The organism is Paraburkholderia phenazinium (assembly GCF_900100735.1).
Classification (GTDB): Bacteria; Pseudomonadota; Gammaproteobacteria; order Burkholderiales; family Burkholderiaceae; genus Paraburkholderia; species Paraburkholderia phenazinia.
In genome coordinates this window covers 1-25,309 of sequence record NZ_FNCJ01000035.1, presented here as the reverse complement: position 1 = coordinate 25,309, position 25,309 = coordinate 1, and the positions used below count along the sequence as shown (strand labels likewise).

Sequence of the window (25,309 nt, the reverse complement as noted above, 5' to 3'; positions counted from 1 at the left end):
CCAACCCACTGGAGACATAGACACATGGCAAAGATTGGTTTTATCGGCCTCGGCATCATGGGCGCGCACATGGCGCGCAACCTCATCAAGGGCGGCCACTCGCTGTTCGTGAACGGCGCGTACCCGGTGCCGGAAGACCTGACCAAGACGACCACGGTGGTCGCGAATTCGACGGCCGTCGCACAGGCTGCTGACATCGTCATCATCATGGTGCCGGACACGCCGGACGTGGCCAACGTGCTGTTCGCCGAAGACGGTGTCGCCAACGGCCTCGCGGCCGGCAAGCTGGTGATCGACATGAGTTCGATCTCCCCGCTCGATACGCAAGCGTTCGCGAAGAGGATCAACGCGCTGGGCGCGGACTACCTCGACGCGCCTGTTTCGGGCGGCGAAGTCGGCGCGCGTGAAGCATCGCTGACGATCATGGTCGGCGGTCCGGAAAAGGCTTTTGCACGGGCCTTGCCGCTGTTCGAATTGATGGGCAAAAACATCTCGCTGATCGGCGACAACGGCGCGGGTCAAACCTGCAAGGTTGCAAACCAGATCATCGTCGCGCTGAACATCGAAGCCGTGGCCGAAGCCCTGCTGTTCGCTTCGCGTTCGGGCGCCGATCCGGAACGCGTGCGTAAGGCGCTGATGGGCGGCTTCGCTTCGTCGCGGATTCTCGAAGTACACGGCGAGCGCATGACGAAGCGCACCTTCGATCCGGGCTTCCGCATCGAACTGCACCAGAAGGACCTGAACCTCGCGCTCGACGGCGCCCGCAAGCTGGGCATCGCGCTGCCGCATACCGCAAGCGCACAGCAACTGTTCAGCGTCTGCGCCGCAAACGGCGGCAAGGCATGGGATCACTCCGCGATGGTCCGCGCGCTGGAAATCATGGCGAACTTCGAAGTCGCGCAAGCGCCCGGCAAGGAAGCGAAGGCCGCTTAACGCAGTGCGCTGTCAAGGTCAGGCCAGTTGCATCATGCAACATGCAGAGCGACAGGCCTGGCTGAGACTGCAACGCTGAAATGAATCATTAGCAACAACATCGGTTGGCGTAAAACCACGGCAACCGGCAGGTGGGGCGTCCGGTGCGTTACGCGGCACGCGTAGCGCACCGGGCAAATCGTGCCGCTCTGGGCTGAGAGCGGCAAGTGGGGTCCGCAGCGGCACCCGGCGACGCCGGGGAAGCCTTGGTCGGTCAGACGTCGTCGTCGGGTGTCCGGCTGTCGGATTCTGCATACTGATGCCATACAAAAAACAACGCGGCGAGACGGGCAGCTAGCCCGCGTCGCCGCGTGTTTCACTGCACAGACCATTCGATACGCGACGAATGCCGCGCACCTCGCTCCGATCAGTACGTATCGAAGATCTTCTGCAGCACCACCGGCCCGGTGCCACCGGCCGCAAGCGCCAGCATCAGCAGCACGCGCGCCTTGTACGGATTGAGCGAACCCGCCGTGACGAAACCGAGCGCATCGTCGGGCGCGGCGCCATTGCGCATCACATGCCCCGAACCGACGCGCGACGAGCGCACCACCGCCACGCCCTGGCTCACCGCGTCGGCGAGCGCCTGCTGCACGGAGGCGTGAATCGAGCCGTTGCCGGTACCGGCCACCACAATCCCGCGCACTCCCGCCGCCACCAGCGCGTCCACGCCGAGCCGCGACGCCCCGGCATAGCTCGTCACGATCTCGACATTCGGCCACTTCGTGCCGATCACGAACTCCGTCTCGGTGGTATGCGGGCGCACCACCGTGCGCTGGAACTCCACCCGTCCATCCTGCACCCAGCCGAGTGCGCCGACTTCCAGCGACTGAAACGCATCGACCGCGTAAGTGCTGGTCTTGACCACATCGCGCGCGCTGTGAATGCGGTTGTTGAAGGCCACCAGCACGCCCTGCCCGTGCGCCGCAACGCTCGCCGCGACCGTCACGGCATTGAGCAGGTTCAGCGGGCCATCGGCGGACAGCGCCGACGAGGGCCGCATCGCCGCCGTCAGCACGACCGGCTTGCTGCCTTTTACCGTCAGATGCAGCAGATAGGCGGTTTCTTCGAGCGTATCGGTACCGTGCGTGATCACCACGCCGTCGATGTCGTCGCTCGCCAGCAACTCGTTGACGCGTTGCGCCAAGGTCGTCCAGAGCGTCAGCGCCATGTCCTTGCTGTCGACGCTGGCAATCTGCTCAGGCTGGATCTGCGCGACAGTAGAGAGCGCCGGAACGGCCTCGAGCAGGCGGTCGACGCCGACCACTCCGGCCTGATAGCCGGAGGTATTGGTGACATCGGCGGCAGAGCCGGCAATGGTGCCACCCGTCGCCAGCACCGCGATGCGCGGCAAGGTGCGCGCCGGCGCGGAACCGGCGGCCGTGGAGCCGGCGCCCGTTGCGCCGGAGGAGGAGGAGGAGGAGGAAGTCAAAGTATTCATGGCGGCGATTGTAAGCGATGCGCCGCTCGCCGCCATGCGGTCAAACGAGAATTGCCGGGCCCTATACAGCCCACCCACAGCCGACCCGGCGACAGGCCCGATAAGGTGTCAGTCCACCGCGCGCAACTGTGCAGCGATCTCCGCTTCCTTCAGTTGCGGCGCGAACATTTCCAGCAGACGATACGCATAAGCCCGCAGGAACGCGCCCTTGCGCAGGCCGACGCGGGTCGTGCTCGCTTCGAACAGGTGCTGCGTATCGAGCGCGACCAGCTCCGTATCGCGCTTCGGATCGTAAGCCATTGCCGCAACCACGCCGATTCCCATGCCAAGTTCGACATAGGTCTTGATGACGTCCGCATCGATCGCGGTCAGCACCACGTCGGGCAACGCGCCCGCCTTGGCAAACGCCTGGTCGATATGCGAGCGGCCCGTGAAGTCCTGATCGTAAGTCACGATCGGAAACTCGGCGATTTCATCGAGAGTCAGGTTCTCGCGGCCCACCAGCGGATGGCCCTTCGGCACGACCACGATGTGATGCCATGAATAGCACGGGAAGGTGACGATGTCGGGGAAGCGGTCGAGCGCTTCGGTCGAAATGCCGATGTCCGCCTCGCCGTTGATGATCATCTGGGCGATCTGCTGCGGGCTGCCCTGGCGCAGCGCCAGATGCACCTTCGGGAATACCTCGGTGAACTGGCGGATCACCTTGGGTAGCGCGTAGCGCGCCTGCGTGTGGGTAGTGGCGACGACGAGGTGGCCGCTATCCTGATCCGCATACTGGCGCGCGACCCGGCGCAGGTTTTCCGCGTCGAGCAGCATTCTTTCGATCAACTGATGCACCGCCTTGCCCGGCTCGGTCAGCCCGGTAAGGCGCTTGCCGCGACGAATGAAAATATCGACGCCGAGTTCGTCCTCGAGGTCCTTGATCTGTTTCGACACGCCTGACTGCGACGTGTACAGCACGTTCGCGACTTCGGTCAGGTTCATGTTCTGGCGCACGGCCTCGCGCACGAAGCGCAGTTGCTGAAAGTTCATCTGTGTGTCTCCGGTTCAGCCAGAGTGAAGTTATAGAGTAATAGGCCGGGCACTCTCAATGCGCCGGGAACACGCGCAAGGCACGCGGCACCGCCGTCACGCCATCGCCGATATTCAGTTGCAGCGCACGCCACGCTTCGCGGTCGAGTTCCGCTTCGAGCACGCTGCCCTCGCGTCCCGCCAGCTCGACGCGCACCGAGCCGCCCAGCGTCACGACCCGCCGCACATCCACGACGATACCCTCGCGGTGACCGGCATGCTGCGGATAAAGCTGCAGGTCATGCGGCCGCACATAGGCGAACGCCGGACCTTCGAAGCCAGCGGTAGCAGCCACCGGCAAGGCCGCGCCCTCCACCACGAAGCCGCTGCGGTCGACCTTGCCGTGCAGCCGGTTGGCGGCGCCGAGAAACTCGTAGACAAACGAGGTCTGCGGATGATCGTACACGTCTTGCGGGCTGCCTACCTGCTCGACGTGGCCATGATTGAGCACGACGATGCGGTCCGCGACTTCCAGCGCCTCTTCCTGGTCGTGCGTGACGAAGATCGTCGAGATATGCAGATCGTCGTGCAGACGACGCAGCCAGCTGCGCAATTCCTTGCGCACCTTGGCATCCAGCGCGCCGAACGGCTCGTCGAGCAGCAGCACCTTCGGCTCGACCGCCAGCGCACGCGCCAGAGCAATACGTTGGCGCTGGCCGCCCGACAGTTCCGACGGATAGCGTTGCGCGAGCCAGTCCAGTTGCACGAGCTTGAGCAATTCATGCACCTTCTCGCGGATCACCGCCTCCGACGGCCGCTCCTTGCGTGGCTTCACGCGCAGGCCGAAGGCGACGTTCTCGAACACCGTCATGTGACGGAACAGCGCGTAATGCTGGAACACGAAGCCGACCTGGCGCTCGCGCGCGCCCACGGTCGCGACGTCCTGTCCTTGTAACACGACCTGGCCCGAGTCGGCATATTCCAGACCGGCGATTACGCGCAACAGCGTGGTCTTGCCACAACCCGACGGCCCGAGCAGCGCAACCAGCTCGCCCGGCGGAAAGTCGAGCGAGACGTTGTCGAGCGCGGTGAAATCGCCAAAGCGCTTTTGCAGATTACGAACGGTGATGCCCATGTATTGCTCCTGTCGGCCAGAGTTAGCGCTTTAGCGCTTACTCTGGTCCCATGCAACGTAGTTTCCTAAGGGACCGGGTGCTGCGTCGGCGCAAGCGCCGCAGGCGACTGCGCGATAGCGGGACCAGCATGCGCGGGAACCTCGCGTGCGGCTGCCAGTTCCGCCGACAAATGCCGCTCGGCAAGCAGCTTCAAACCAAGCGTGACGAGAGCCAGCAGCGCGAGCAACGACGCCACGGCAAACGCCGCCGAAAAGTTATATTCGTTGTAGAGAATCTCGACGTGGAGCGGAATCGTGTCCGTCTGGCCGCGAATATGGCCCGACACCACCGACACCGCACCAAACTCGCCCATCGCCCGCGCATTGCAGAGAATCACACCGTACAGCAGCCCCCACTTGACGTTCGGCAAGGTGACGCGGCGAAACGTCTGCCAGCCGGAAGCGCCGAGCACATGGGCAGCTTCTTCCTCGTCGTTGCCCTGCGCCTGCATCAACGGAATCAGCTCGCGCGCCACGAATGGGAAGGTCACGAAGATCGTCGCCAGCACGATGCCCGGCACCGCGAAGATGATCTGCACGTCGTGATCCTGCAGCCACGGGCCGAACCAGCCCTGCGCGCCGAACAGCAATACATACACGAGCCCGGAGATCACCGGCGACACCGAAAACGGCAGATCGATCAGCGTGGTCAACAGCGCCTTGCCCCTGAATTCGAACTTCGCGATACACCACGACGCGGCTAGCCCGAACACGAGGTTCAGCGGCACCGCAATCGCCGCGGTGAAGAGCGTCAGCTTGATCGCGGAGACCGCATCGGGATCGACCAGCGCATCGAGATAAAAGCCCAAGCCCTTGCTGAGCGCCTGATAAAACACCGCAGCGAGCGGGACCACCAGGAACAGCGCAAGAAACAGCAGCGCGATACCCGTTAACACCCAGCGCACGAGACGCGGTTCGGTGACGGGATCGGCCCGCCGTGCGCCGTTCGAAGCCTCACGCGCGGCGGACGGCAAAGCAGCCGAATCGTGACTCATTGCACACCTCCGGCCGTGCCAACAGCCACCGCGCCAGGCAGCGCGGGCCCTGCCGCGCCGCGGCGAGTGCGGCGCTGCAGATACCACTGCAGCGTATTGATCGCAAGCAGCATCAGGAACGACACCACCAGCATCACCACCGCGAGAGCCGTCGCACCCGCATAGTCGTACTGTTCGAGTTTGGTGATGATGAGCAGCGAGGTGATCTCCGATTTCATCGGCACGTTGCCGGCAATGAAGATCACCGAGCCGTACTCGCCCAGCGCCCGCGCAAAGGCCAAAGCGAAACCGGTCAGGAGTGCCGGCACCACCGCCGGCAGCACCACGCGCCGAAACGTCAGCCAGCGCGACGCGCCGAGGCACGCGGCAGCTTCTTCCTGTTCGCGCTCGAATTCTTCCAGCACCGGCTGCACCGTGCGCACCACAAACGGCAGACCGATAAAGGTCAGCGCAACCAGCACGCCCACAGGCGTAAAGGCGACCTTGATGCCGAGCGGCTCGAGAAACTGGCCGATCCAGCCATTGCCCGCATAGACCGCCGCGAGCGAGATCCCCGCCACCGAAGTGGGCAGCGCAAACGGCAGATCGACGACCGCGTCGACCAGACGCTTGAACGGGAACGTATAGCGCACCAGCACCCACGCGACGAGAAAGCCGAACACCGCGTTGATCAGCGCGCCGCCGAGCGCCGAGAAAAACGTCAGCCGGTACGAGGCCAGCACGCGCGGCGCCGCCACCGCATGCACGAACTGGCCCCAGCTCAACGAGGCGGTCTTGAGAAAGGTCGCCGCAAGCGGAATCAGCACCACGAGGCTCAGATACGCCACCGTGATGCCGAGTGTCAGGCCGAAGCCAGGCAGTGCGCTTGGCTTGCGGAAGGTCAACGTCGTCATGCTGGATGCTCAGTCAGAGTGAAATCCGTGGCGGGGCCGTCAGGCGCAAATCCGCCACGTTGCGCGCCATCCTTATTACTGCGGCGAGTAGATCGAATCGAACACGCCGCCATCCGCAAAGTGCGTCTTCTGCGCATTGGCCCAGCCGCCGAACGAGTCGTCCACCGTGTACAGCTTCAGTTTCGGAAACTTCGCAGTCAGCGTGGCCGGCACCTTGTCCGAACGCGGCCGGTAGAAGTTCTGGGCAGCAATCTCCTGCCCCTGTTCGCTATACAGGAAATTCAGATACGCCTCGGCCAGCTTGCGCGTGCCGTGCTTGTCCACCACCTTGTCGACCACCGCCACCGGCGGCTCGGCCAGGATGCTGACCGACGGCACGACGATCTCGAACTTGTCCGGACCGAACTCCTTCACCGAGAGGAACGCTTCGTTTTCCCAGGCAATCAGCACATCGCCGATCCCTCGCTGCACGAAGCTCGTGGTCGCCCCACGCGCACCCGAATCGAGCACGCCGGCGTTCTTATAAAGCTTCGAGACGAATTCCCTGGCCTTCTGGTCGTTGCCGCCCGGCTGATGCTCGGCATAGGCCCACGCTGCCAGATAGTTCCAGCGCGCGCCGCCTGAGGTTTTCGGGTTCGGTGTGACGATCGACACGCCCGGCTTCACGAGGTCGTCCCAGTCCTTGATGTGCTTCGGATTGCCCTTGCGTACGAGGAACACGATGGTCGACGTGTACGGCGAGGCGTTATCCGGCAGACGCTTTTGCCAGTTCTTGTCGATCAAGCCCTTGTTGGCGAGCGCGTCGATGTCGTAGGCGAGCGCCAGCGTCACCACGTCCGCCTGCAGCCCGTCGAGCACCGAGCGCGCCTGGGCGCCCGAGCCGCCGTGCGACTGCTTGAAGGTGACGCTCTCGCCGGTCTGCGCCTTCCACTGCTTGCCGAACGCCTCGTTGACCTGCTGGTAGAGCTCGCGGGTCGGGTCGTAGGACACGTTCAGGAGCGTCGCATCGGCGGCATGCGCTTGCGTGGCGAAGCCAAGTACTGCCGACGCGCCGAGCGCCCATGCCGCGATGAGTTTTCTGGTCTTGCCTGCGAACCCCGTGCCCTGATCGATCATCCACCTTCTCCGCGTTGTAGTTGGTTCAGACGCCCGGCGTCCGATGTTGTGTGCTGCGCGTTATCTGTTCTGCGCTGCTGCGTGCGCCAGAGTGGAGGCCAGTCTATCGAAGGGCTTTCATCATTAAAAATAATGTTTCTTCATTTTTTAATACGCAAAAGTGGTAATGACAGCCGGACGCGGTGTTGCGGCATGAAAACGGCTGTTGCGACGCCCGAGAACGACACTGCAGCGACACCCAGGGTCACGAACTTAAAGTAAAGCTTGAATTGCGCCAGATACTGTATAAAAATACAGTCACCTGTCTATCCATACAGTGGCGCCATGACCAAACTCACCGCACGACAGCAAGAGGTTTTCGATCTGATTCGCCGGGCAATCGAACGCACCGGCTTTCCGCCCACCCGCGCGGAGATCGCCGCCGAACTGGGCTTCAGCTCGGCCAACTCGGCGGAAGAACACCTGCGCGCGCTCGCCCGCAAGGGCGTAATCGAGCTCGCGGCAGGCGCTTCGCGCGGCATCCGGCTGCTGTTGGCCGGCCAGGACGATGCGCCGCATCAGTTCACGCTGCCGCACGCCAGCATCATGCAGTTGTCGCTGCCCCTGATCGGCCGGGTGGCCGCGGGTAGCCCGATCCTCGCGCAAGAGCACATCTCGCAGCACTACGCCTGCGACCCGGCGCTCTTCTCGAGCAAGCCGGACTACCTGTTGAAGGTGCGCGGGCTGTCCATGCGGGACGCCGGCATTTTCGACGGCGACCTGCTCGCCGTGCAGAAGAAAAGCGAAGCAAAAGACGGCCAGATCATCGTTGCGCGGCTTGGCGACGACGTGACGGTCAAGCGTCTCAAGCGTCGGCCGAATGGCATCGAGCTGATTGCCGAGAACCCCGATTACGAAAACATCTTCGTTCAGGCCGGCAGTGCGGAATTCGCACTGGAAGGCATCGCAGTGGGGCTCATCCGCCCCACCGAGTTCTGAACCCTGCCCTGAACAAGACTGGAGAGACTCATGGAACGCCTTGCCCGCCTGCTGCCCTTCCGCCAGTTCGGTCGTCTGCGCCATTTGCGCAATCTGGTGCCCTGCGCACCGATCGAGGCGTCCAGTACTACTCCGTCGTTGTTCGACGCCCCCGAGCCGCAGACTTCGACCTTGCCGTCGGCGCTGCCGGCTTTCGCACGGGTGTCGCTGAATTCCGGACTCAATACGGCCGAACCGGCCCGGCGTGCGCCGGTACGGGTCTACCACGGCCCGTCGCGCCTCATCATGGTGGGCACCGTGGACGCGGTGTGCCGCATGATCGACCGTTGTATCGCCGAAGAACGGGCCGGCGTGCAGAACGCGCTGTTCGAATAAACAGGGATCGTTTCTCCGTGAACGCGGTCCATCCAAGACCACACCTCACGGAGAATTTCGCCCGATGGCTGTTTCCACATCTGCTAAACGTGCAAAAGGCGGTGCCCAAAGTGATACTCAAGGTGGCTTCGCACGGCCACTGATCGTCGTACTGCTTGTGATTGTGGCTATGGCTGTACTTGGCTACAGCTATGCGTCGCCCTATCTCGCACTCAATCGATTGAAGCGTGCCGCCGATGCCCGCGACGCACAAACTGTCAGCGAGTATGTGGACTATCCCGCGCTGCGCGAAAGTCTGAAGGAGCAGGTTTCCGGCTTGCTGACGAAGAAGCTTGAGGCGCGTGCAAGCGGCAATCCGCTGGCTGCGCTCGGGGCGATGATCGGTGCGGCCTTGATCGGTCCACTGGTCGATGCGTACGCCACGCCGGATGGCGTCGCTGCGCTACTGAATGGCATGCCGCCGCGCGGCGACCCGACCCAGCGTCCGCCTGTGCCACAAGATACTGTGGCGAACGCCCCTGCCAGCCCCGCGAATTCGACGCCTGCGGCTACGACACCCACACCGGCGCCGCCAGTCGCGCAAACTGCCGATGCAAGCACCCCGCCGCAACCGCCGCAAACCACGGCGGGCTATCGCGGCATCAACGAATTCGTCATCACGTATCAGCACGGCGTGGGCGATACGCGCTACTCGGCGATTCTGCGGCGCGAAGGGCTGTTTTCGTGGAAGCTGGCCGCGGTGGATCTGAACGGTTAGATGGCGTGGCGTGCTCGGTGGCGCGCTGTTAGGTGCTGGCGACCGGTTCGCGTGTAACTCAACACGCAACGCAAGCCGGTCCGCGCCTCATCAAACCGCCGTCGCTGCAGCCGCTGCCGCTTGCTGCTGCTCCTGGACCGACGAGCATGCCACCAGAATGCTGCATGAGATTCGGTCGAGCAGCGGCGTGTTGCCCGCCCCCATCCACCAACGAGACAACCCGGTGCGGCAGCGGTGGCCGACCACCACCAGATCCACCTGTAGCTCGTTGGCAAGGTTGGCGATTTCGTCTATAGGATGGCCGAACGCAAAATGGCCTTGGGCACTGACACCGCGTTCAGTCAGCCAGTCGACCCCTTCCTGGAGAATGTCGCGGGCGGTTTTCTCGAAGCTGCCGCAGGCCACATCGGTCAAAAGGCCTGCGCTCTGCGCAATGCTCGAGCGCATGTCGACCACCGAGAGCAGATGCGTTTCGGCTTTCAGGTCCAACGCCAGGTCGGCCCCGCAACGCAATGCCTTGCGGCCTTCGCGCGAGCCGTCGTAGCACAGCAGGATTTTCTTGTAGCTCGCCATGAGGTTCTCCCTACCGCGTCAATCGCGGTTCTGTCCTGAATCATGGTGCGCCGCAATTCAGCTTGCAAGGGATGGAAAACGCTAACTGCGTGTGAAGTACGCGCTCGGTGCGTCCCACCCAATGCGCAGCGCATGCCGCAGCGCAAGAACTCGCACTCCGCCGGTGCACCCGTGCCGACATACCAGCGCCAATGCCCTAGAATGGGCAGCCGCACCGGCCTTTCACGTGTTTCGGAATCCCCAACGACCCCATGCCTGAAGCCGCCATCGAATTCCTGCAAGTCCACAAGCGCTATGCCGGTAAGACCGTTGTCGACGGCCTGTCGTTCAACGTGCGGCAGGGCGAATGCTTCGGCCTGCTCGGCCCGAACGGCGCCGGCAAGACCACGACGCTGCGCATGCTGCTCGGCATCGCAGCGCCCGATGCGGGCACGATCCGCCTGTGCGGTGAACCGATTCCGGCGCGCTCGCGGTTTGCGCGGGCGCGCGTGGGTGTGGTGCCGCAATTCGACAACCTGGACCCGGACTTCACCGTCCGCGAAAACCTGCTGGTGTTCGGCCGCTACTTCGGCCTGAGTTCGGCGCAAACCCGTGCAATGGTGCCGTCACTGCTCGAATTCGCCCGGCTGGAAAGCAAGGCGGACGCGCGGGTCGGCGAGCTGTCCGGTGGCATGAAACGGCGCCTGACGCTGGCCCGCGCGCTCGTCAACGATCCGGACGTACTGATCATGGACGAACCCACGACCGGCCTCGACCCGCAGGCGCGCCATCTGATCTGGGAGCGGCTGCGCTCGCTGCTCGCACGCGGCAAGACCATTCTCCTGACCACGCACTTCATGGAAGAAGCCGAGCGCCTCTGCCATCGCTTATGCGTCATCGAAGAAGGGCGCAAGATTGCGGAAGGCGCGCCGAATGACCTGATCGCCTCGGAGATCGGCTGCGACGTGATCGAGATTTACGGAGCGGACCCCGTCGCGCTACGCGAGGAACTCGCGCCGCTCGCCGAACGCACCGAGATCAGCGGTGAAACGCTGTTCTGCTACGTCACCCAGGCAGAGCCGGTGCATGCACGGCTCAAGCAGCGTTCGGACCTGCGCTACCTGCACCGGCCGGCCAATCTCGAAGACGTGTTTCTGCGGCTCACCGGCCGCGAAATGCAGGACTGAAGCAGGACATAACAATCATGGACGCACGCAGCTACGACACCCCCAGCCAGGCCGCTCCGGCCGCCGAGCCCTTCGCCGCCCTGCCCGCCAATGCCGTCAACTGGATCGCGGTATGGCGCCGCAACTATCTGGTGTGGCGCAAGCTCGCACTCGCCTCGATGTTCGGCAATCTCGCCGATCCGATGATCTATCTGTTCGGTCTGGGCTTCGGGCTCGGCTTGATGGTCGGGCACGTCGACGGCGTGTCGTATATCGCGTTTCTGGCGGCCGGCACGGTTGCTTCGAGCGTGATGATGTCGGCCAGCTTCGAATCGATGTACTCGGGCTTCTCGCGCATGCACGTGCAGCGCACCTGGGAGGCGATCATGCACACGCCGCTTACGTTAGGCGATATCGTGCTGGGCGAGGTGATGTGGGCGGGCAGCAAGTCGATGCTGTCCGGCGTCGCGATCATGCTGGTGGCCGGTGCGCTCGGTTACGCGAACTTCCCGTCGATGCTGCTGGCGCTACCGGTCATCGCGCTGACCGGCCTCGCGTTTGCCGCTGTGGCGATGATCGTGACGGCGCTCGCCCCGTCGTACGATTTCTTCATGTTTTATCAGACGCTTGCGCTCACGCCGATGCTACTGCTCTCCGGCGTGTTCTTTCCGATTGCGCAGTTGCCGCCCGTTGCGCAGTTCGTCACGCAGTTGTTGCCGCTCGCCCACGCCGTGGATCTGATCCGGCCGGCCATGCTCGGCCGGCCGCTCGATCATGTAGCGCTGCACGTCGCAGTGCTGGCCGCCTACGTGGTCGTGCCGTTCTGTATCTCGGCCGTGCTGTTCCGGCGCCGGATGATGCGCTAACGCCAGAATCAGGCCAGACTCAGACCCAACTCAGTCTTCGTCGTCCGTCCAGGGAATATCGACGTCGGAGATGAACGCGACCGTCGCGAACGGGCCACCTTCCTGGCGTCCGATCTTGCCGTCCGCCCGTTGCCATTCGACGCGAAACAGCGTGCCCGGATCGTCGGCGATCAGGCGAACCGTGCGCACCTCGTCGGGATCGGACTCTTCCACCGGGCCGTCGAGCGACACCAGCAGTTCCTGGGGCCAGAGGCCGTCGGCGGGATCGTAAATGCGATCGCCATCGGGAATCAGCGTGAAGGCTTCCACGCCAATGGTTGCCGATGCTTCGATGATCATTTTGCCCAAGGCGCGCAGCAGCGCGGTGGCACGCGCCGAGTTCGCCTGGCGGATCGCGAGGTCCCCGCGCGTCAGCGCCTGTTCAAGTTTCGGATTTGTTTTTTGTTGCGCCATTCTATTTCCTGATTGCTATCGCTCGAGTGTATGCGGCGCTTTCTCACCCTGCATGCCGCAGGAGCGCACGCCGCTTGTGCTTTTTTTGCGCTGAATCGTACCACCGGTGAACGTCTCAGCCCACTCGAACCCGGCTGCAGTTCGATCTGAGCGCCCTCCGTTCCCCAGTGTAGGATGTGATTCGCCATCTGGCATTGAAGATTTGCCAGGCGCGACGCCACGGGCCGCCGGCTCGATTCAGAATCCGAGAGCGACGGCAAGGCCGCCGGCCACCACGCCGAACAGCACCACCGACACCGCTACCAGCGTCAGGAGACGTGGCCGGAACGAGCGTGCCAGCATCGCCAGCGACGGCACGCTGATCGGCGGCAAGGTCATCAGCAGCGCGCCCGCAGGGCCCACGCCCATGCCGAGCGAGAGCATCGCCTGAATGATCGGCACCTCGCCGGCGGTGGGGATCACGAACAGCATGCCGGCAACCGCCAGCGCGACGATCCAGAAGAACTGATTGCCGATTTCCGGGCCGACATGGGGGAACAGCCACGCCCGCGCCGCGCCGAGCAAGAGGATCAGCACGATGTATTCGGGAATCAGACGCACTGCCATGCGGGCAAACAGGCCCAGCCAGCGCATGAACGCATTGCCGCGCGCCTCTTCCTGCTGGGCGACGAGTTGGGCGAGCTGCCCTTGCGCGGCCGTGGCTTCTTGCGGAGTGACCAGCCGGTTCACCAGATAGCCGAGACCGAACACCATCAGCACGCCCAGCACGAGGCGCAGCACTGCCCAGTTCCAGCCAAGCACAAAGCCCATGAAGACGAGCGTGGCCGGATTGAGCACCGAATTGCCGAGCCAGAAGGCGATTGCTCCGCCGGGCGAGGCCTGGCGCTGGCGCAGGCCGACCACCACGGGGGCCGCGCAGCAGGTGCACATCATGCCGGGGATGGCCAGCAACCCGCCGGCCGCGACGCTGCCGAAGCTGGTCTTGCCCAGCACTCGGGCAATCCATTGCACCGGCAACAATACCTGGACCGCCGAACCGAGCACCAGACCGAGCACCATCGCCTGCCAGATCGCCATGCCGTAGGCGAGCGCATAGCTGAGCGCGGCCGCCAGCGACGGCGCCGGCGGGCTGGCGTCGGTGCCCATCAGGATCGATTTGCCGATCGAATGGGTTTCGGCAGCCGTAAGCGCGCGGTGATAGTACGGAAACCACTTCACGTAAAAGAGCCCGGCGACCGCGATCAGCAGGAAGATCAGCCAGCCGGCGGCGGGTTGGGTTTGGCGTGTGGTGTTCATCGTTTTTGGTATGGGTAGGTGTGGTCAGAAGACTACTGCGGTTTGACGGCGGCCGGGAGCACGACCTTATCGCCCGGCACGCGAGCCTCCGCCGCGGTCTGACCGGCAGTGCGCTCAGGCGAGGCGCTTGCAGATGCAAGGGCGGCCCCACCCGCCGACGCCTTGCCACCGGCCTCTGCCAGGCCCGCCAGCAGCGCTGCCGCCTGGCCGACGCTGTCAGCCGCATTCGGCCTGAACTGGAAGTGCAGCGCCTCGCCCAGGCGGCTGAAATGCTGGCGGCTGCTGCGCTGATAGGCCGGATCGTAGTGGCGCTCGATCAACTCGCTGAACAGTTCCGCACGGGCGCCAGCGTCACCCGCCCCACCCTCGTGACCCGCGGCGCTCCCCGCGTCGATCAACTGCTGCCAATGCCGGACCTGCTCGCGGCTATGCAGGCCGATCAGACGGTCGAGTTGCTGCTTGAACGAGGCCGGGTTGTCGAACAGATGCGCGTAGTCCTGCAGCAAGAAGGTAATGCGGTCATCATGACTCGCCTCGACATCCACACACGCGCCGCCATGAAAGCGCTCGAGCAGCGTCTGCGGCAGCGTGATCGCACCAATGCGCCGGCTTTCCGCTTCGACGAACACCGGCCGCCGCACATCGAAGCCGGACAGCACGCCGACCAGCGCGGTATCGAAGGCCTTCTGCGCCGGCTGCGCGCGGTCCGGCAAGGCGCCGAGCAGCGAGCCGCGATGGCAGGCCAGTTCCTCCAGATCGAGCACCTGCGCGCCGGCCGCGCGCAACGCCTGCAGCAGCCGGGTCTTGCCGCTGCCGGTGTGGCCGAGCAGCGCCACATAGTCGAACTGTCCCGGCAGGCTCGCGAGCGCCTCGAGCACCGAACCGCGATACGCCTTGTAGCCGCCCTCGAGCTGGCGCGCCTGCCAGCCGATCAGGTTGAACCAGGTGGTCATCGAACCGGAGCGCTTGCCACCGCGCCAGCAATAGATCAGCGGACGCCAGTTGCGCGGGCGGTCGGCAAAGGTAGTCTCGAGATGCTGCGCGATGTTGCGCGCCACCATCGCCGCCCCCACCCGGGTAGCCTCGAACGGCGACACCTGCTTGTACATCGTGCCGACGATCACCCGCTCTTCATTGCTCAGCACCGGTGCGTTCAGCGCGCCCGGAATATGGTCTTCGGCAAACTCGAGCGGCGTACGCACATCGACGATCTCGTCGAAGCGCCCCAGTTGATCGAGCGGCACAAGCAGGTTTTTCAATTGGACGACGCGCGAAAGAAGGGCCAATTTCAAATGAAGCTGAAATAGCCGGGATGGAAGCAAACGGTAAGCCGAATTATCGCATGGGGTGGTTGCGCGCTTGAGGGGTCTTGATCTCTGCAATCAGGAAATCGCGGAACGCCCGCACCGAAGCCGGCAACTCGCGCCCTGCCATGGTCTGCACCTGGATGCTGCGCTGACGCATCTGCGGATGGCTCAGCGCAACCACCACGAAGCCGTCCTCCGCATAGCGGTCGCGCACCGAGAGCAAGCCGGTGAACATAATCGCACCGGATTGCTGCGCATAGCGGTACATTGCGCCGCTGTTGTTGCTGGTGAGATCCGGTTCGAGCAGCAATCCTTCAAGCGCGCAGGTAATGTCGATCAACTGGCGGATGGTCGTGCCGGTTTCGGGCAGCACCAGCGGATAGTGCTGCAGATCCGTGAGCGACACTTTCGAGCGCGCGGCCAGCGGATGATCGGCCGGCATCAGCGCGAACACCGGGGCGCGTTCCGTATGCTCGACCTTGACGCCCTTTTCAGGCGCCAAGCTAAAGGTCAAGGCGAGGTCTGCGTCGCCGTCGCGCACCCGCCGGGTCGCTTCGCCTGGCGTCAACACCGCGAGGTTGAAGTCGATGCCCGGGTGCTTGAGGCGAAAGCCGGCCAGCGCACCCGGCAGGAAATCCGCGGCAAAACCCTCGGAACTGACGACCTTGACCATGCTGCCATGCAAGGCATCGAGACCGCCAATCTCCTTCATCACGTGTTCGGCTTCGAGCAGGCTGCGCTGCGCGTAAGCAAGCAACCGCTCGCCTGCTTCGGAGAGCGCCATGCCGCGCGGCCGCCGTTCGAACAGCGGGGTGCCGAGCTCGCTCTCGAGCCGCGCGACCTGCCGGCTGATTGCGGAGACGGCCACGTGCAGCCGCGCCGACGCTTCGCTCAACGAGCCGGTGCGCGCCACTTCGACGAAATAGCGTAAGGCGATGCCGTGCAGGGAAAGAGCCATCCGGTCAGATCTCGCGAAGGTGGTTCGAGCTTTGCCTTTTTGGCAACGCAAGCTTCGAAATACGATCATTGTGACAAAAAAAACGGCCTCCTAGAATTGATCGCAAGCTGATCAACAGTCCTCCCTCTTCCTCTACCGCCCCCACCGGAGACGAACTTGAGCCGAACCCAGGCCATCCAGCACGCGACGCACCACTTCGATTCGGGTGCCTTTCTCGCCGACCTCAACCGCCGCGTCGGCTTTCGCACCGAAAGCCAGGAAGCCGGCCGCGCCGCCACCCTGCTCGCTTATCTGACCGACGAGATCGTCCCGGAGGCCGAGCGGCTCGGCTTCACCACCCGCATCGTCGACAACCCGGTGGCCGGCGCAGGGCCGTTCCTGATCGCCACGCGGCACGAAAGCGACGAACTGCCGACCGTGCTGATCTACGGCCATGGCGACGTGGTCCGCGGCTACGACAGCCAATGGCGCGAACCGCTGACGCCGTGGGCCGTCAAGATCGAAGGCGAGCGCTGGTATGGCCGCGGCACCGCCGACAACAAGGGCCAGCACACCATCAATCTGGCGGCGCTCGCCAGCGTGCTTGCCACCCGCGAAGGCAAGCTCGGCTTCAACGCCAAGCTGCTGATTGAAATGGGCGAGGAAACCGGCTCGCCGGGTCTCGACGCCATCTGTCATACGTATAAGGACGCACTCGCTGCGGACGTGCTGATCGCCTCGGATGGCCCGCGTCTGGCCGCGCGCCGCCCGACCGTGTTCCTCGGCTCGCGCGGCTCGGTAAATTTCAAGCTCGAGCTGAACCTGCGCGACGGCGCGCATCACTCGGGCAACTGGGGCGGCCTGCTGCGCAATCCCGCCACGGTCCTCTCGAACGCGCTGGCAAGCCTCGTGGATGCACGCGGGGTAATTGCCGTCGACGGCCTGCGTCCGCCGCCGATCCCCGAGGCGGTGCGCCGGGCGCTCGCCGATATCAGCGTGGGCGGCGGCCCGGGCGACCCCGCCGTCGACGACAACTGGGGCGAGCCCGGCCTCACGCCGGCCGAACGCGTGTTCGGCTGGAACAGCTTCGAAGTGCTGGCGATGAAGTCCGGCAATCCCGAGAACCCGGTCAACGCGATTCCGTCGTCCGCCTTCGCGCATTGCCAGTTGCGCTTCGTGGTGGGCACCGACTGGCACAACCTCGAACAGCACCTGCGCACGCATCTGGATGCGCACGGCTTCACGATGGTCGAGGTCAGCATGGAGCGTGGCGCGCCGGCCACGCGGCTCGATCCGGACGATCCGTGGGTCACCTGGGCGATCGCATCGCTCGAGCACACCACCGGCAAAAAGACCGCGGTCCTGCCGAACCTCGGTGGCACGCTGCCCAACGAAGTCTTCGCCGACACGCTGGGCCTGCCGACCATCTGGGTGCCGCATTCGTATCCGGCCTGCTCGCAGCACGCGCCGAACGAGCATCTGCTCGGGCCGGTCGTTCGCGAAGGACTGCAGATCATGGCGGGGCTCTTCTGGGATCTCGGCGAGAACCCACCCAAAGCGCACACGGCGCACGCAACGCACGCCTGACGAGCGGCTGTCGGCCGCGAGCACGCTGCCGGCGCATGAGCGCTGCAGATGCACGCGGCCCATCCACACGGCAGACGTATCGCGGGCGCACTTGCCGCCGCTCATTGCAAGCACCTCGTGAAACCGCATCGAATCTGACGCAAACCCGCCGCGTAGCCGGCGGCCCACCCTACGCCGTCGCGAGACCTGACCACCATGAGCACGTCCACCCTGCCTGCTGCTGCCGCGCGGCCCTCCGCGGCGAAAGTCCATCGGATCATTCTCGCGGCATCGATCGGCAACGCGCTCGAATGGTTCGACCTGGTGGTCTACGGCTTCTTCGCCGTCACCATCGCCAAGCTGTTCTTTCCGGCCAGCACCGAATCGATCTCGCTGATGCTCACGCTCGGCACCTTCGGTATCTCGTACCTGATCCGGCCGCTCGGTGGTTTCGTGCTCGGCTCGTTTGCGGATCGCGCCGGACGCAAGGCCTCCATGCTGCTGTCGATCGGTTTGATGATGATCGGCACGCTGATGATCGCGATCATGCCGGGGTATGCCACGATCGGCCTATGGGCGCCGTTCGGCATCCTGCTCTCGCGTCTGCTGCAGGGATTTTCCGCGGGCGGCGAGTTCGGCTGCTCGACGGCTTTTCTGGTGGAGCACGCCCCCGAACGACGCGGCTTCATGGGCAGTTGGCAATTCGCGAGCCAGGGGCTGGCGACGCTTCTTGCTTCAGGCTTCGGCGCCCTGCTGACCAGCCAGCTCTCCGGCGCGCAGCTCGAAGCGTGGGGTTGGCGCATCCCGTTCCTCTTTGGCCTCGCGATCGGGCCGGTCGGCTTCTACATTCGCAAGTATGTCGACGAGGCAGCGGAGTTCGACACGCAGCGCAAGACCCAAACGCAGACCCACACACCAGTGCGCGATCTGCTCGCGACGCAAAAGGCCCGTGTGCTGCTGGCGGTGGGTGCGCTTGTCATCTCGACCGCGGCCAACTACATGATCCTGTACATGCCGACCTACGCGATCAAGCAGCTTCATCTGCCTGCCGTGACCGGGTTCGCCGCGACGCTCGCAACCGGTCTGGTGCTGACCGTGCTCACCCCGGTCATCGGCCACTGGTCGGATAGCGCGGGACGCGTGCGGATCATGGCAGCCGCCGCGCTGCTGATGCTGGCGACCGTCTATCCGACCTTCCTCTACATGAACCTGCACGCCTCGTTTGCGACGATGCTGGTGGCGATGATCTGGATCGGCGCGCTGAAGGCCGCGTATTTCGGCGCGTTGCCCGCCTTGATGTCTGAGATCTTTCCGACCCGCACACGGGCGACGGGTCTCGCCGTCAGCTACAACATCGGCGTGACGGTCTTTGGCGGCTTTGCGCCCTTCATCATCACGTGGCTGATCGCCGCGAGCGGCAACAAGCTGGCGCCGGGCTTTTATCTGATGTTCTGCGCGGTGCTGAGCCTCATCGCGCTGTATGCGGTCAGAACGAAGCTCAGGATTCGCTGAGCCACCGCCGAATGGACAACGGGTCCGCTGCATCGGCAAGCGGGCCCGTTTCTTTGTCGGCTGGAGTTAGTGCTTTAGCGCTTACTCCAGCTCCATGCACCGCAGTGACAACGTTTGTTACGGCGCCGGGTTCGGCTGCAGCTCGTGCAACGCGTCGATTTCCGCCAGCACCTCGGGCGACAACTTCACGTCCACGCTCGCAATGTTCTCCTTCAACTGCGCCATCGAAGTCGCGCCGATCAGGTTGCTCGTCAAAAACGGCCGGCTATTGACGAAGGCCAGTGCGAACTGCGCGGGCGACAGGCCATGGCGCTTCGCCAGTTCGACATAGCGGCTGATCGCCTGCAGCGCCTGCGGCTTGCTGTAGCGCTGGAAGCGTTCGAACAGCGTGATGCGGGCGCCCGCCGGACGCGCGCCGCCTTCATACTTGCCCGACAGCCAGCCGAATGCGAGCGGCGAATAGGCGAGCAGGCCAATGCCGTCGCGATGGGTGAATTCCGACAGCCCCGCTTCGAAGGTCCGGTTCAGCAGACTGTACGGATTCTGGATGCTGACGATGCGCGGCAAGCCGAGCTTTTCCGCTGCGTGCAGGAACTGCGCGACACCCCACGGCGTTTCGTTCGACACACCGATGTGCCGCACCTTGCCTTCCTTGACGAACTCGGCGAGCACCGACAGGGTTTCCTCGATCGGCACCGTGTAGGCATCCTCGACCCACGGATACGCGCTGCGGCCGAACGTCATCGTGCTGCGATCGGGCCAGTGCAACTGGTACAGATCGACGTATTCGGTTTGCAGACGCTTAAGGCTGTCGTTGAGCGCTTCGGTCAGATTCTTGCGGTCGAACTGATTGCCCTCGCCGCGAATATGGCGCGGGTTATGCGGTTGACGCGCCGGGCCGGCAATCTTGGTGGCGAGCACGATTTTCTCGCGCGCGCTACGATGCTGCGCGAGCCACGTGCCGATGTAGCGCTCGGTCGAGCCCTGCGTCTCGGGACGCGGCGGCACCGGGTACATTTCGGCGGCGTCGATCAGGGTGACGCCGTGGTCGAGCGCGTAGTCGATCTGCTCGTGTGCTTCGCGCTCGCTGTTCTGCTCGCCCCAGGTCATCGTGCCAAGACCGATCAGGCTCACCTCGACGCCGGTATTGCCCAGTTTGCGGTATTCCATCGAACGATTCCTGTTGTCTGAGTGTACGAAAGATGCCGAACTTACCACGGCCGCGCAATGCTTGCAGGGCGGCTAAAATGAAGCCAGCGGCCGAATTCGGCAACACCCTACTGCGACAGTGCAAGACTAAAAGATGAATCCGGAACACCTCGAATTGCTCGTCACCCGTGTGATGCCTTACGGCAAATATAAAGGCCGGTTGATTGCCGATTTGCCCGGGCATTACCTAAACTGGTTTGCGAGCCAGGGCTTTCCGCCTGGCGAGATCGGCCGCCTGCTCGCCCTGATGCATGAGATCGACCACAACGGTCTGTCGTCATTAATCGAGCCATTGCGCAAAGGTCGCGAACGGCCGGCAAGCTGAGCGAGACGGCATTGCCTTGTCATGAAACATCGAGCGTGATTCGGGCCAGCACAAGCTTTCAGATCTCCAAAATCAGTCGCCAATCAGACGACTAAAACAATACAGAACTGAAAGCTGTCGAGCGTGCTATTTCCTGTGTAAAAAACGCTAACCTTTTGCCGCTTGACCCGCGTTTTCGCATCAGTTGTAATCGCCTCGACCTGGGTAGTTTTACTCTTCAGATCCCGCATGACTCTATGCAAAATCCCAACCTGATCCATCTGCTCGAATACATCGGCCACGATATGTCGCCCGTGTGGGCGGTGCTTGCCTTCTTCGTGTTCGGCTATGTGATCGTGGGCCTGCCGGTGTACTTTCGCCAGGGTGCCGCCTCGCGCGACGTCTGGGGAACCGCGGCCGGCGTAACGATGGCCGCGCTCTACGCCGCCTTCATCGTGGGCGTGTACCCGGTCCTTCAACACACGCTGCACCTGCTCCCGCCGATCAGCCTTTCGCACTAACGCGGCCGGCCCGAGCCCCACTCGATCGCCAGCTCCGCAAATGCATCGCACGCCGCACTCCGATACGCGCCGCTGCGCCATAGCAGCGCTGCCGTGCGACGCGGCAAAGCCGGCGTCAACGCAAGCGGATACAAGCCCTCATGCTCGCGGGCAATCGCATCGGGCAACACCGTGACAAGCTGGCCGCGCCGCACGATCTCCACGACCGCGCTAATCGAATTCACCTCGATCGCCACGCGCGGCACGATGCCCTGCTGCCGGTAGTACAGATCGATATAGCGGCGCGTTGCAAAATCGCCGTTCAACAGGACGAACGACTCCGCCGCCACCTCGCCCGCCGGCAGCGCCGCCGTCTGCGTAGCGCAGCGATGCGCAGGCCCGACCACCAGACTGAGCGTCTCGACGAACAACGCTGCGCTATCCAACTCCGGAGCGCGCATCTCGTCGAACGCAATGCCGATATCGAGCCGGTCGTCGGCTAACGCCGCCTCGATGCGATCTTGCGTGGTCTCCTCGAAGCTCACATCGATGCCCGGATGAAGCTCGTTGAAGCGGGCCAGCAACGGGCCGACCAGGTAGGCCGTAAAAGTCGGCGTGACCGCCAGTCTCAGGGCGCCGCGGCTCAGATCGCGCACGTCGTGAATCGCCCGCCTGCCGGCATCGAGATCCTGCAGCGCGCGCCGCGCGTGGCGCAGATAGGCCTCGCCCGCATCGGTCAGCCGCACCGTGCGGCCCGAGCGGTCGAACAGCTGCGCCCCCAAACCGTCTTCCAGTTGCCGGATCTGCTGCGACAGCGTGGGCTGCGAGACGTGCAAGGCCTCGGCGGCGCGCGTGAAGTTCTGGTGTTCTGCAACTGCCTGCAGATAACGGATATGACGTAGCAGCATGCCAACTCGACTATAGATGTGACTTATTGGATCCATCATAATACTGTCTTGGACCCTATAGTTAAATGAGATCATGCTTGCGTCATTGATCGGTACCGGGAGAAACGCTCATGCAGGACATCATCGAAGGCTTTTTGAAATTTCAGCGGGAGGTGTTCCCCGCCCGCTCCGCGCTCTTCAAGCGGCTCGCCACCAGCCAGAACCCCGGCGTGCTGTTCGTCACCTGCTCGGATAGCCGCGTGGTGCCGGAACTGCTGACGCAACGCGAGCCCGGCGACATGTTCGTGATCCGCAACGCCGGCAATATCGTGCCGTCGTATGGGCCGGAGCCGGGCGGCGTCTCGGCCACCGTCGAATATGCGGTCGCCGTGCTGGGCGTGACAGACATCGTCATCTGCGGGCATTCGGATTGTGGCGCGATGACGGCCATCTCGAGTTGCATGTGCCTCGATCACCTGCCGGCGGTGGCCGCCTGGTTGCGCCACGCCGACGCCGCCAAGGCCGTCAACGCCGCACGCAACCATGCCACGCCGCAGGCGCGCCTCAATGCACTGGTGCGCGATAACGTCGAGGCCCAGCTCGCCAACATCAAGACCCATCCATCGGTCGCGGTAGCGCTCTCGCAGGGGCGGCTGAACCTGCACGGCTGGGTCTACGATATCGAAAAAGGCGCGGTCGACACCATCGACGGCAGCCTCACCCCGCCGCGCTTCGTTTCGCTGGTCGATCATCCGAATGCCTGTGCGATGCGTACGCATGGCGCTGAGACCACTCAGGCTGCTCAGGCCACTGATGAAGACCGGACCGGCGAGGCCCGCTAGTCCAATCCACGCGAAGCTGCGCAAGAACGGTAACGGCAAGCCGTTCTGAAGCGGGACAGCCCGCCGCCTTTTCTCTCTGCAGTTGCCTGCCGGTGGCCGCGCTCGCGGCCACCTACACCCCACCCGGCGCGCTCGCACGACCCACGCGCCCGGTTCTCCCCGCCCGCCGCACCGCTCGGTAAAAACCCGAAGTTGAGTCAGGCTCATACCTGAGATCAAAAAACATCAGTTCTTCGCCAGCGGCAACGAACAGCACAATCACGCTACACCGTCGCATGCGGATCGGGTCCTGAGCGCACAGCCGCACGAAGGTTTGGGCAGTCGCGTTACACGCCGGGCCTGGTGCCGCACACGCACGACGACGATCAACTAAAAAGACATTCAAACGACACAGGAGACAGTCAACCATGAAACTCAGACAACTTCGCGCCGCCTTCCTGACCGCTGCGTTGCTCGCAACCGGCTCGGCTCATGCGGCGGACAACTGGTGCGGCGCGGGCAAGACGGTGCACTTTGCCGGCATCACATGGGAGAGCGGCGCGTTCGCCACCGAAGTGCTGCGGCAGATTCTCGAGAAAGGTTACGGCTGCAAGACGGATGTGGTCCCCGGCAGCACTGCTGCTACGGAAACCGCGCTCGCGCACAACGACGTGCAAGTGTGGGCCGAACAGTGGACGGGCCGCAGCGAGATCACCGCGAAGGCGGTCGCTTCGGGCAGCGTCAAGCTGGTCGGCGACACCCTGCCGGGCGGCACCAAGGAAGGCTGGTTCGTACCGGACTATGTCGTGAAGGGGGACGCTGCGCGCGGCATCAAACCGTCGGCGCCGGGACTCGCTGCCGTGACCGATCTGCCAAAGTACAAGAACGTGTTCGTGGATGACGAGGAGCCCAACAAGGGCCGCTTCCTCAATTGCCCGAGTGGCTGGGATTGCGAGCGCGTCAATACGCGTCTTCTGAAGGTGCTCAAGCTCGACGATTCGTACACGAACTTCCGCCCGGGTACCGGCGCCGCGCTCGATGCAGCGATCGCCTCGGCCTACACGCGCGGCAAGCCGATCCTCTTCTACTACTGGGGACCGGCCGCCTTGATGGCCAGGTACAAGCTCACCGAACTGAAGATGCCGCCGTACAACGCCGATTGCTGGAAGACCCTGCGTGACGAAAGCAGCACTTCGCAGTGCGCCTCGTCGTACATGGTCTCGCATGTGACGGTGGGCGTATCGACGCCGTTCTACAACGACGATCCGCAATTGATGGCGATGTTCAACAAGGTCCAGTTCCCGATGGACTTCCTGAACGAGACTATCCTCGACATGAGCGTCAAGAAGGTCGACGGCAGCACGATGGCCACGCAGTTCCTGCGTACGCATCCGGAGATGTGGAAGCAGTGGGTGCCGGCCGACGTCGCCACGAAAATCCAGGCGAGCCTGGCTAGCTAAATTCCCGAGCGCATCATGAACTCGTTTTTCCTGCATCTGTCGATTGCCGACTGGGTGAACGACGTCGTCCAGTCGTTCGTCACCGCGCACGGTGACAGCTTCCACAACTTCAGCATCCTGCTGCTGCGCTATCTGCTGGTGCCGCTCGAAGGCGCGCTGCGGGCCACGCCTGCGTGGCTGCTCCTGCTCGCGGTGGGCGCGATCACGTGGAATGCGACACGGCGCCTGCCGATCGCCGCCTTCTTCGTGCTGCTGCTCTACGCGATCGGCTGCTTCGGCCTGTGGGACAAGCTGATGCAGACGCTCGCGCTGATGCTGGTGGCCACCGTGCTGTCGGTGCTGCTCGGGGTGCCGCTCGGCATCTTCACCTCGCGCAGCGCGTGGCTAAGGCGCATCCTGCTGCCGGTGCTCGACATCATGCAGACGCTGCCGAGCTTCGTGTACCTGATCCCGGTGCTGATGCTGTTCGGCCTCGGCAAGGTGCCGGCGATTCTCGCCACCATCATCTACGCCCTGCCGCCGCTGATCCGTCTGACCGATCTCGGCATCCGTCACGTGGATGGCGACGTGGTCGAAGCGGCGCGCGCCTTCGGCACCACCCGCTGGCAGTTGCTGGTGAACGTGCAGTTGCCGCTGGCGCGCCCGAGCATCATGGCCGGCATCAACCAGACGACGATGATGGCGCTGTCGATGGTGGTGATCGCCTCGATGATCGGCTCGCGTGGGCTCGGCGAGGATGTGCTGGCGGGCATCCAGAC

Annotated in this window: 26 protein-coding genes; 13 read left to right on the top strand and 13 right to left on the bottom strand. The window is 63.9% G+C overall.

Annotated features, from left to right (window positions below; all coding sequences use genetic code 11):
• Window positions 1-24 precede the first annotated feature (24 nt).
• Window positions 25-933, top strand: a complete 909-nt coding sequence (locus BLQ92_RS37955; protein WP_090695881.1) for a 2-hydroxy-3-oxopropionate reductase — start codon at window positions 25-27, stop codon at window positions 931-933.
• Between the two features lie 406 nt (window positions 934-1,339).
• Here the strand turns inward: BLQ92_RS37955 and BLQ92_RS37950 are convergent, their stop codons facing one another.
• The 6 genes from BLQ92_RS37950 to BLQ92_RS37925 all read right to left on the bottom strand — a co-directional run bounded on the left by BLQ92_RS37950 (window position 1,340) and on the right by BLQ92_RS37925 (window position 7,605).
• Window positions 1,340-2,413 (bottom strand): asparaginase, encoded by a 1,074-nt coding sequence (locus BLQ92_RS37950; protein WP_090695895.1) that lies wholly within the window; start codon window positions 2,411-2,413, stop codon window positions 1,340-1,342.
• A 108-nt stretch (window positions 2,414-2,521) separates the two neighbouring features.
• Entirely contained in the window at window positions 2,522-3,448 is a 927-nt protein-coding gene (locus BLQ92_RS37945; RefSeq protein WP_090695880.1) for a CysB family HTH-type transcriptional regulator, read from the bottom strand.
• Between the two features lie 55 nt (window positions 3,449-3,503).
• Window positions 3,504-4,562 carry a sulfate/molybdate ABC transporter ATP-binding protein gene (locus BLQ92_RS37940; protein ID WP_090695879.1) on the bottom strand — a complete coding sequence of 353 codons (1,059 nt, stop codon included), beginning with the start codon at window positions 4,560-4,562 and terminating at the stop codon, window positions 3,504-3,506.
• A 65-nt stretch (window positions 4,563-4,627) separates the two neighbouring features.
• Window positions 4,628-5,596, bottom strand: a complete 969-nt coding sequence (cysW, locus tag BLQ92_RS37935) for a sulfate ABC transporter permease subunit CysW (RefSeq protein ID WP_090695878.1) — start codon at window positions 5,594-5,596, stop codon at window positions 4,628-4,630.
• Window positions 5,593-6,489, bottom strand: a complete 897-nt coding sequence (gene cysT, locus BLQ92_RS37930) for a sulfate ABC transporter permease subunit CysT (RefSeq protein WP_090695877.1) — start codon at window positions 6,487-6,489, stop codon at window positions 5,593-5,595. Before cysT ends, cysW begins: the two co-directional genes overlap by 4 nt.
• Before the next feature lie 75 nt (window positions 6,490-6,564).
• On the bottom strand, window positions 6,565-7,605 hold the full coding sequence (locus BLQ92_RS37925) for a sulfate ABC transporter substrate-binding protein (RefSeq protein WP_090695876.1): 1,041 nt from the start codon (window positions 7,603-7,605) through the stop codon (window positions 6,565-6,567).
• A gap of 324 nt (window positions 7,606-7,929) precedes the next feature.
• Between BLQ92_RS37925 and lexA the strand changes: the two genes are divergently transcribed.
• The 3 genes from lexA to BLQ92_RS37910 all read left to right on the top strand — a co-directional run bounded on the left by lexA (window position 7,930) and on the right by BLQ92_RS37910 (window position 9,715).
• Entirely contained in the window at window positions 7,930-8,583 is a 654-nt protein-coding gene (lexA, locus tag BLQ92_RS37920) for a transcriptional repressor LexA (RefSeq protein ID WP_090695875.1), read from the top strand.
• A 30-nt stretch (window positions 8,584-8,613) separates the two neighbouring features.
• On the top strand, window positions 8,614-8,958 hold the full coding sequence (locus BLQ92_RS37915; RefSeq protein ID WP_090695874.1) for a hypothetical protein: 345 nt from the start codon (window positions 8,614-8,616) through the stop codon (window positions 8,956-8,958).
• A 64-nt stretch (window positions 8,959-9,022) separates the two neighbouring features.
• Window positions 9,023-9,715 carry a DUF2939 domain-containing protein gene (locus BLQ92_RS37910; RefSeq protein WP_090695873.1) on the top strand — a complete coding sequence of 231 codons (693 nt, stop codon included), beginning with the start codon at window positions 9,023-9,025 and terminating at the stop codon, window positions 9,713-9,715.
• A 90-nt stretch (window positions 9,716-9,805) separates the two neighbouring features.
• On the opposite strand, the gene BLQ92_RS37905 is transcribed toward BLQ92_RS37910, so the two are convergent.
• A complete protein-coding gene (locus BLQ92_RS37905) occupies window positions 9,806-10,288 on the bottom strand; it encodes a universal stress protein (protein ID WP_090695872.1) in 483 nt (160 codons plus the stop codon).
• 251 nt (window positions 10,289-10,539) lie between these two features.
• Between BLQ92_RS37905 and nodI the strand changes: the two genes are divergently transcribed.
• Window positions 10,540-11,454 carry a nodulation factor ABC transporter ATP-binding protein NodI gene (gene nodI, locus BLQ92_RS37900; protein ID WP_090695871.1) on the top strand — a complete coding sequence of 305 codons (915 nt, stop codon included), beginning with the start codon at window positions 10,540-10,542 and terminating at the stop codon, window positions 11,452-11,454.
• A 17-nt stretch (window positions 11,455-11,471) separates the two neighbouring features.
• On the top strand, window positions 11,472-12,299 hold the full coding sequence (locus BLQ92_RS37895) for an ABC transporter permease (RefSeq protein ID WP_090695870.1): 828 nt from the start codon (window positions 11,472-11,474) through the stop codon (window positions 12,297-12,299).
• Between the two features lie 30 nt (window positions 12,300-12,329).
• On the opposite strand, the gene BLQ92_RS37890 is transcribed toward BLQ92_RS37895, so the two are convergent.
• The 4 genes from BLQ92_RS37890 to BLQ92_RS37875 form a co-directional block, all read right to left on the bottom strand.
• Window positions 12,330-12,752: a hypothetical protein gene (locus BLQ92_RS37890; protein ID WP_090695869.1), complete on the bottom strand. Its 423-nt coding sequence runs from the start codon at window positions 12,750-12,752 to the stop codon at window positions 12,330-12,332.
• 237 nt (window positions 12,753-12,989) lie between these two features.
• Complete coding sequence (locus BLQ92_RS37885) at window positions 12,990-14,048, bottom strand: permease (protein ID WP_090695868.1); 1,059 nt, start codon at window positions 14,046-14,048, stop codon at window positions 12,990-12,992.
• 32 nt (window positions 14,049-14,080) lie between these two features.
• A complete protein-coding gene (mnmH, locus tag BLQ92_RS37880) occupies window positions 14,081-15,307 on the bottom strand; it encodes a tRNA 2-selenouridine(34) synthase MnmH (RefSeq protein WP_090695867.1) in 1,227 nt (408 codons plus the stop codon).
• Between the two features lie 76 nt (window positions 15,308-15,383).
• Window positions 15,384-16,313 carry a LysR family transcriptional regulator gene (locus tag BLQ92_RS37875; RefSeq protein ID WP_090695866.1) on the bottom strand — a complete coding sequence of 310 codons (930 nt, stop codon included), beginning with the start codon at window positions 16,311-16,313 and terminating at the stop codon, window positions 15,384-15,386.
• A 156-nt stretch (window positions 16,314-16,469) separates the two neighbouring features.
• Between BLQ92_RS37875 and BLQ92_RS37870 the strand changes: the two genes are divergently transcribed.
• Both BLQ92_RS37870 and BLQ92_RS37865 read left to right on the top strand, forming a co-directional pair.
• Window positions 16,470-17,879 carry a M20 family metallopeptidase gene (locus BLQ92_RS37870; protein ID WP_090695865.1) on the top strand — a complete coding sequence of 470 codons (1,410 nt, stop codon included), beginning with the start codon at window positions 16,470-16,472 and terminating at the stop codon, window positions 17,877-17,879.
• Between the two features lie 195 nt (window positions 17,880-18,074).
• Window positions 18,075-19,370 (top strand): MFS transporter, encoded by a 1,296-nt coding sequence (locus tag BLQ92_RS37865; protein WP_090695864.1) that lies wholly within the window; start codon window positions 18,075-18,077, stop codon window positions 19,368-19,370.
• Between the two features lie 117 nt (window positions 19,371-19,487).
• Here the strand turns inward: BLQ92_RS37865 and BLQ92_RS37860 are convergent, their stop codons facing one another.
• Window positions 19,488-20,540 carry an NADP(H)-dependent aldo-keto reductase gene (locus BLQ92_RS37860; protein WP_090695863.1) on the bottom strand — a complete coding sequence of 351 codons (1,053 nt, stop codon included), beginning with the start codon at window positions 20,538-20,540 and terminating at the stop codon, window positions 19,488-19,490.
• Between the two features lie 133 nt (window positions 20,541-20,673).
• Between BLQ92_RS37860 and BLQ92_RS37855 the strand changes: the two genes are divergently transcribed.
• Together BLQ92_RS37855 and BLQ92_RS37850 are read left to right on the top strand one after the other, a co-directional pair.
• Window positions 20,674-20,904 (top strand): DUF3820 family protein, encoded by a 231-nt coding sequence (locus BLQ92_RS37855; protein ID WP_090695862.1) that lies wholly within the window; start codon window positions 20,674-20,676, stop codon window positions 20,902-20,904.
• 236 nt (window positions 20,905-21,140) lie between these two features.
• A complete protein-coding gene (locus BLQ92_RS37850; protein ID WP_090695860.1) occupies window positions 21,141-21,404 on the top strand; it encodes a hypothetical protein in 264 nt (87 codons plus the stop codon).
• Here BLQ92_RS37850 and cynR read toward each other — a convergent pair.
• Entirely contained in the window at window positions 21,401-22,291 is an 891-nt protein-coding gene (cynR, locus tag BLQ92_RS37845; RefSeq protein ID WP_090695857.1) for a transcriptional regulator CynR, read from the bottom strand. The genes BLQ92_RS37850 and cynR overlap by 4 nt on opposite strands.
• A gap of 110 nt (window positions 22,292-22,401) precedes the next feature.
• On the opposite strand from cynR, the gene BLQ92_RS37840 reads away from it, so the two are divergent.
• The 3 genes from BLQ92_RS37840 to BLQ92_RS37830 form a co-directional block, all read left to right on the top strand.
• Window positions 22,402-23,112 (top strand): carbonic anhydrase, encoded by a 711-nt coding sequence (locus BLQ92_RS37840; protein WP_090695855.1) that lies wholly within the window; start codon window positions 22,402-22,404, stop codon window positions 23,110-23,112.
• Between the two features lie 407 nt (window positions 23,113-23,519).
• Complete coding sequence (locus BLQ92_RS37835) at window positions 23,520-24,551, top strand: ABC transporter substrate-binding protein (protein WP_090695853.1); 1,032 nt, start codon at window positions 23,520-23,522, stop codon at window positions 24,549-24,551.
• A 15-nt stretch (window positions 24,552-24,566) separates the two neighbouring features.
• Window positions 24,567-25,309 (top strand): ABC transporter permease (locus tag BLQ92_RS37830; protein ID WP_090695851.1); only part of this gene is annotated, 743 nt, incomplete at its 3' end.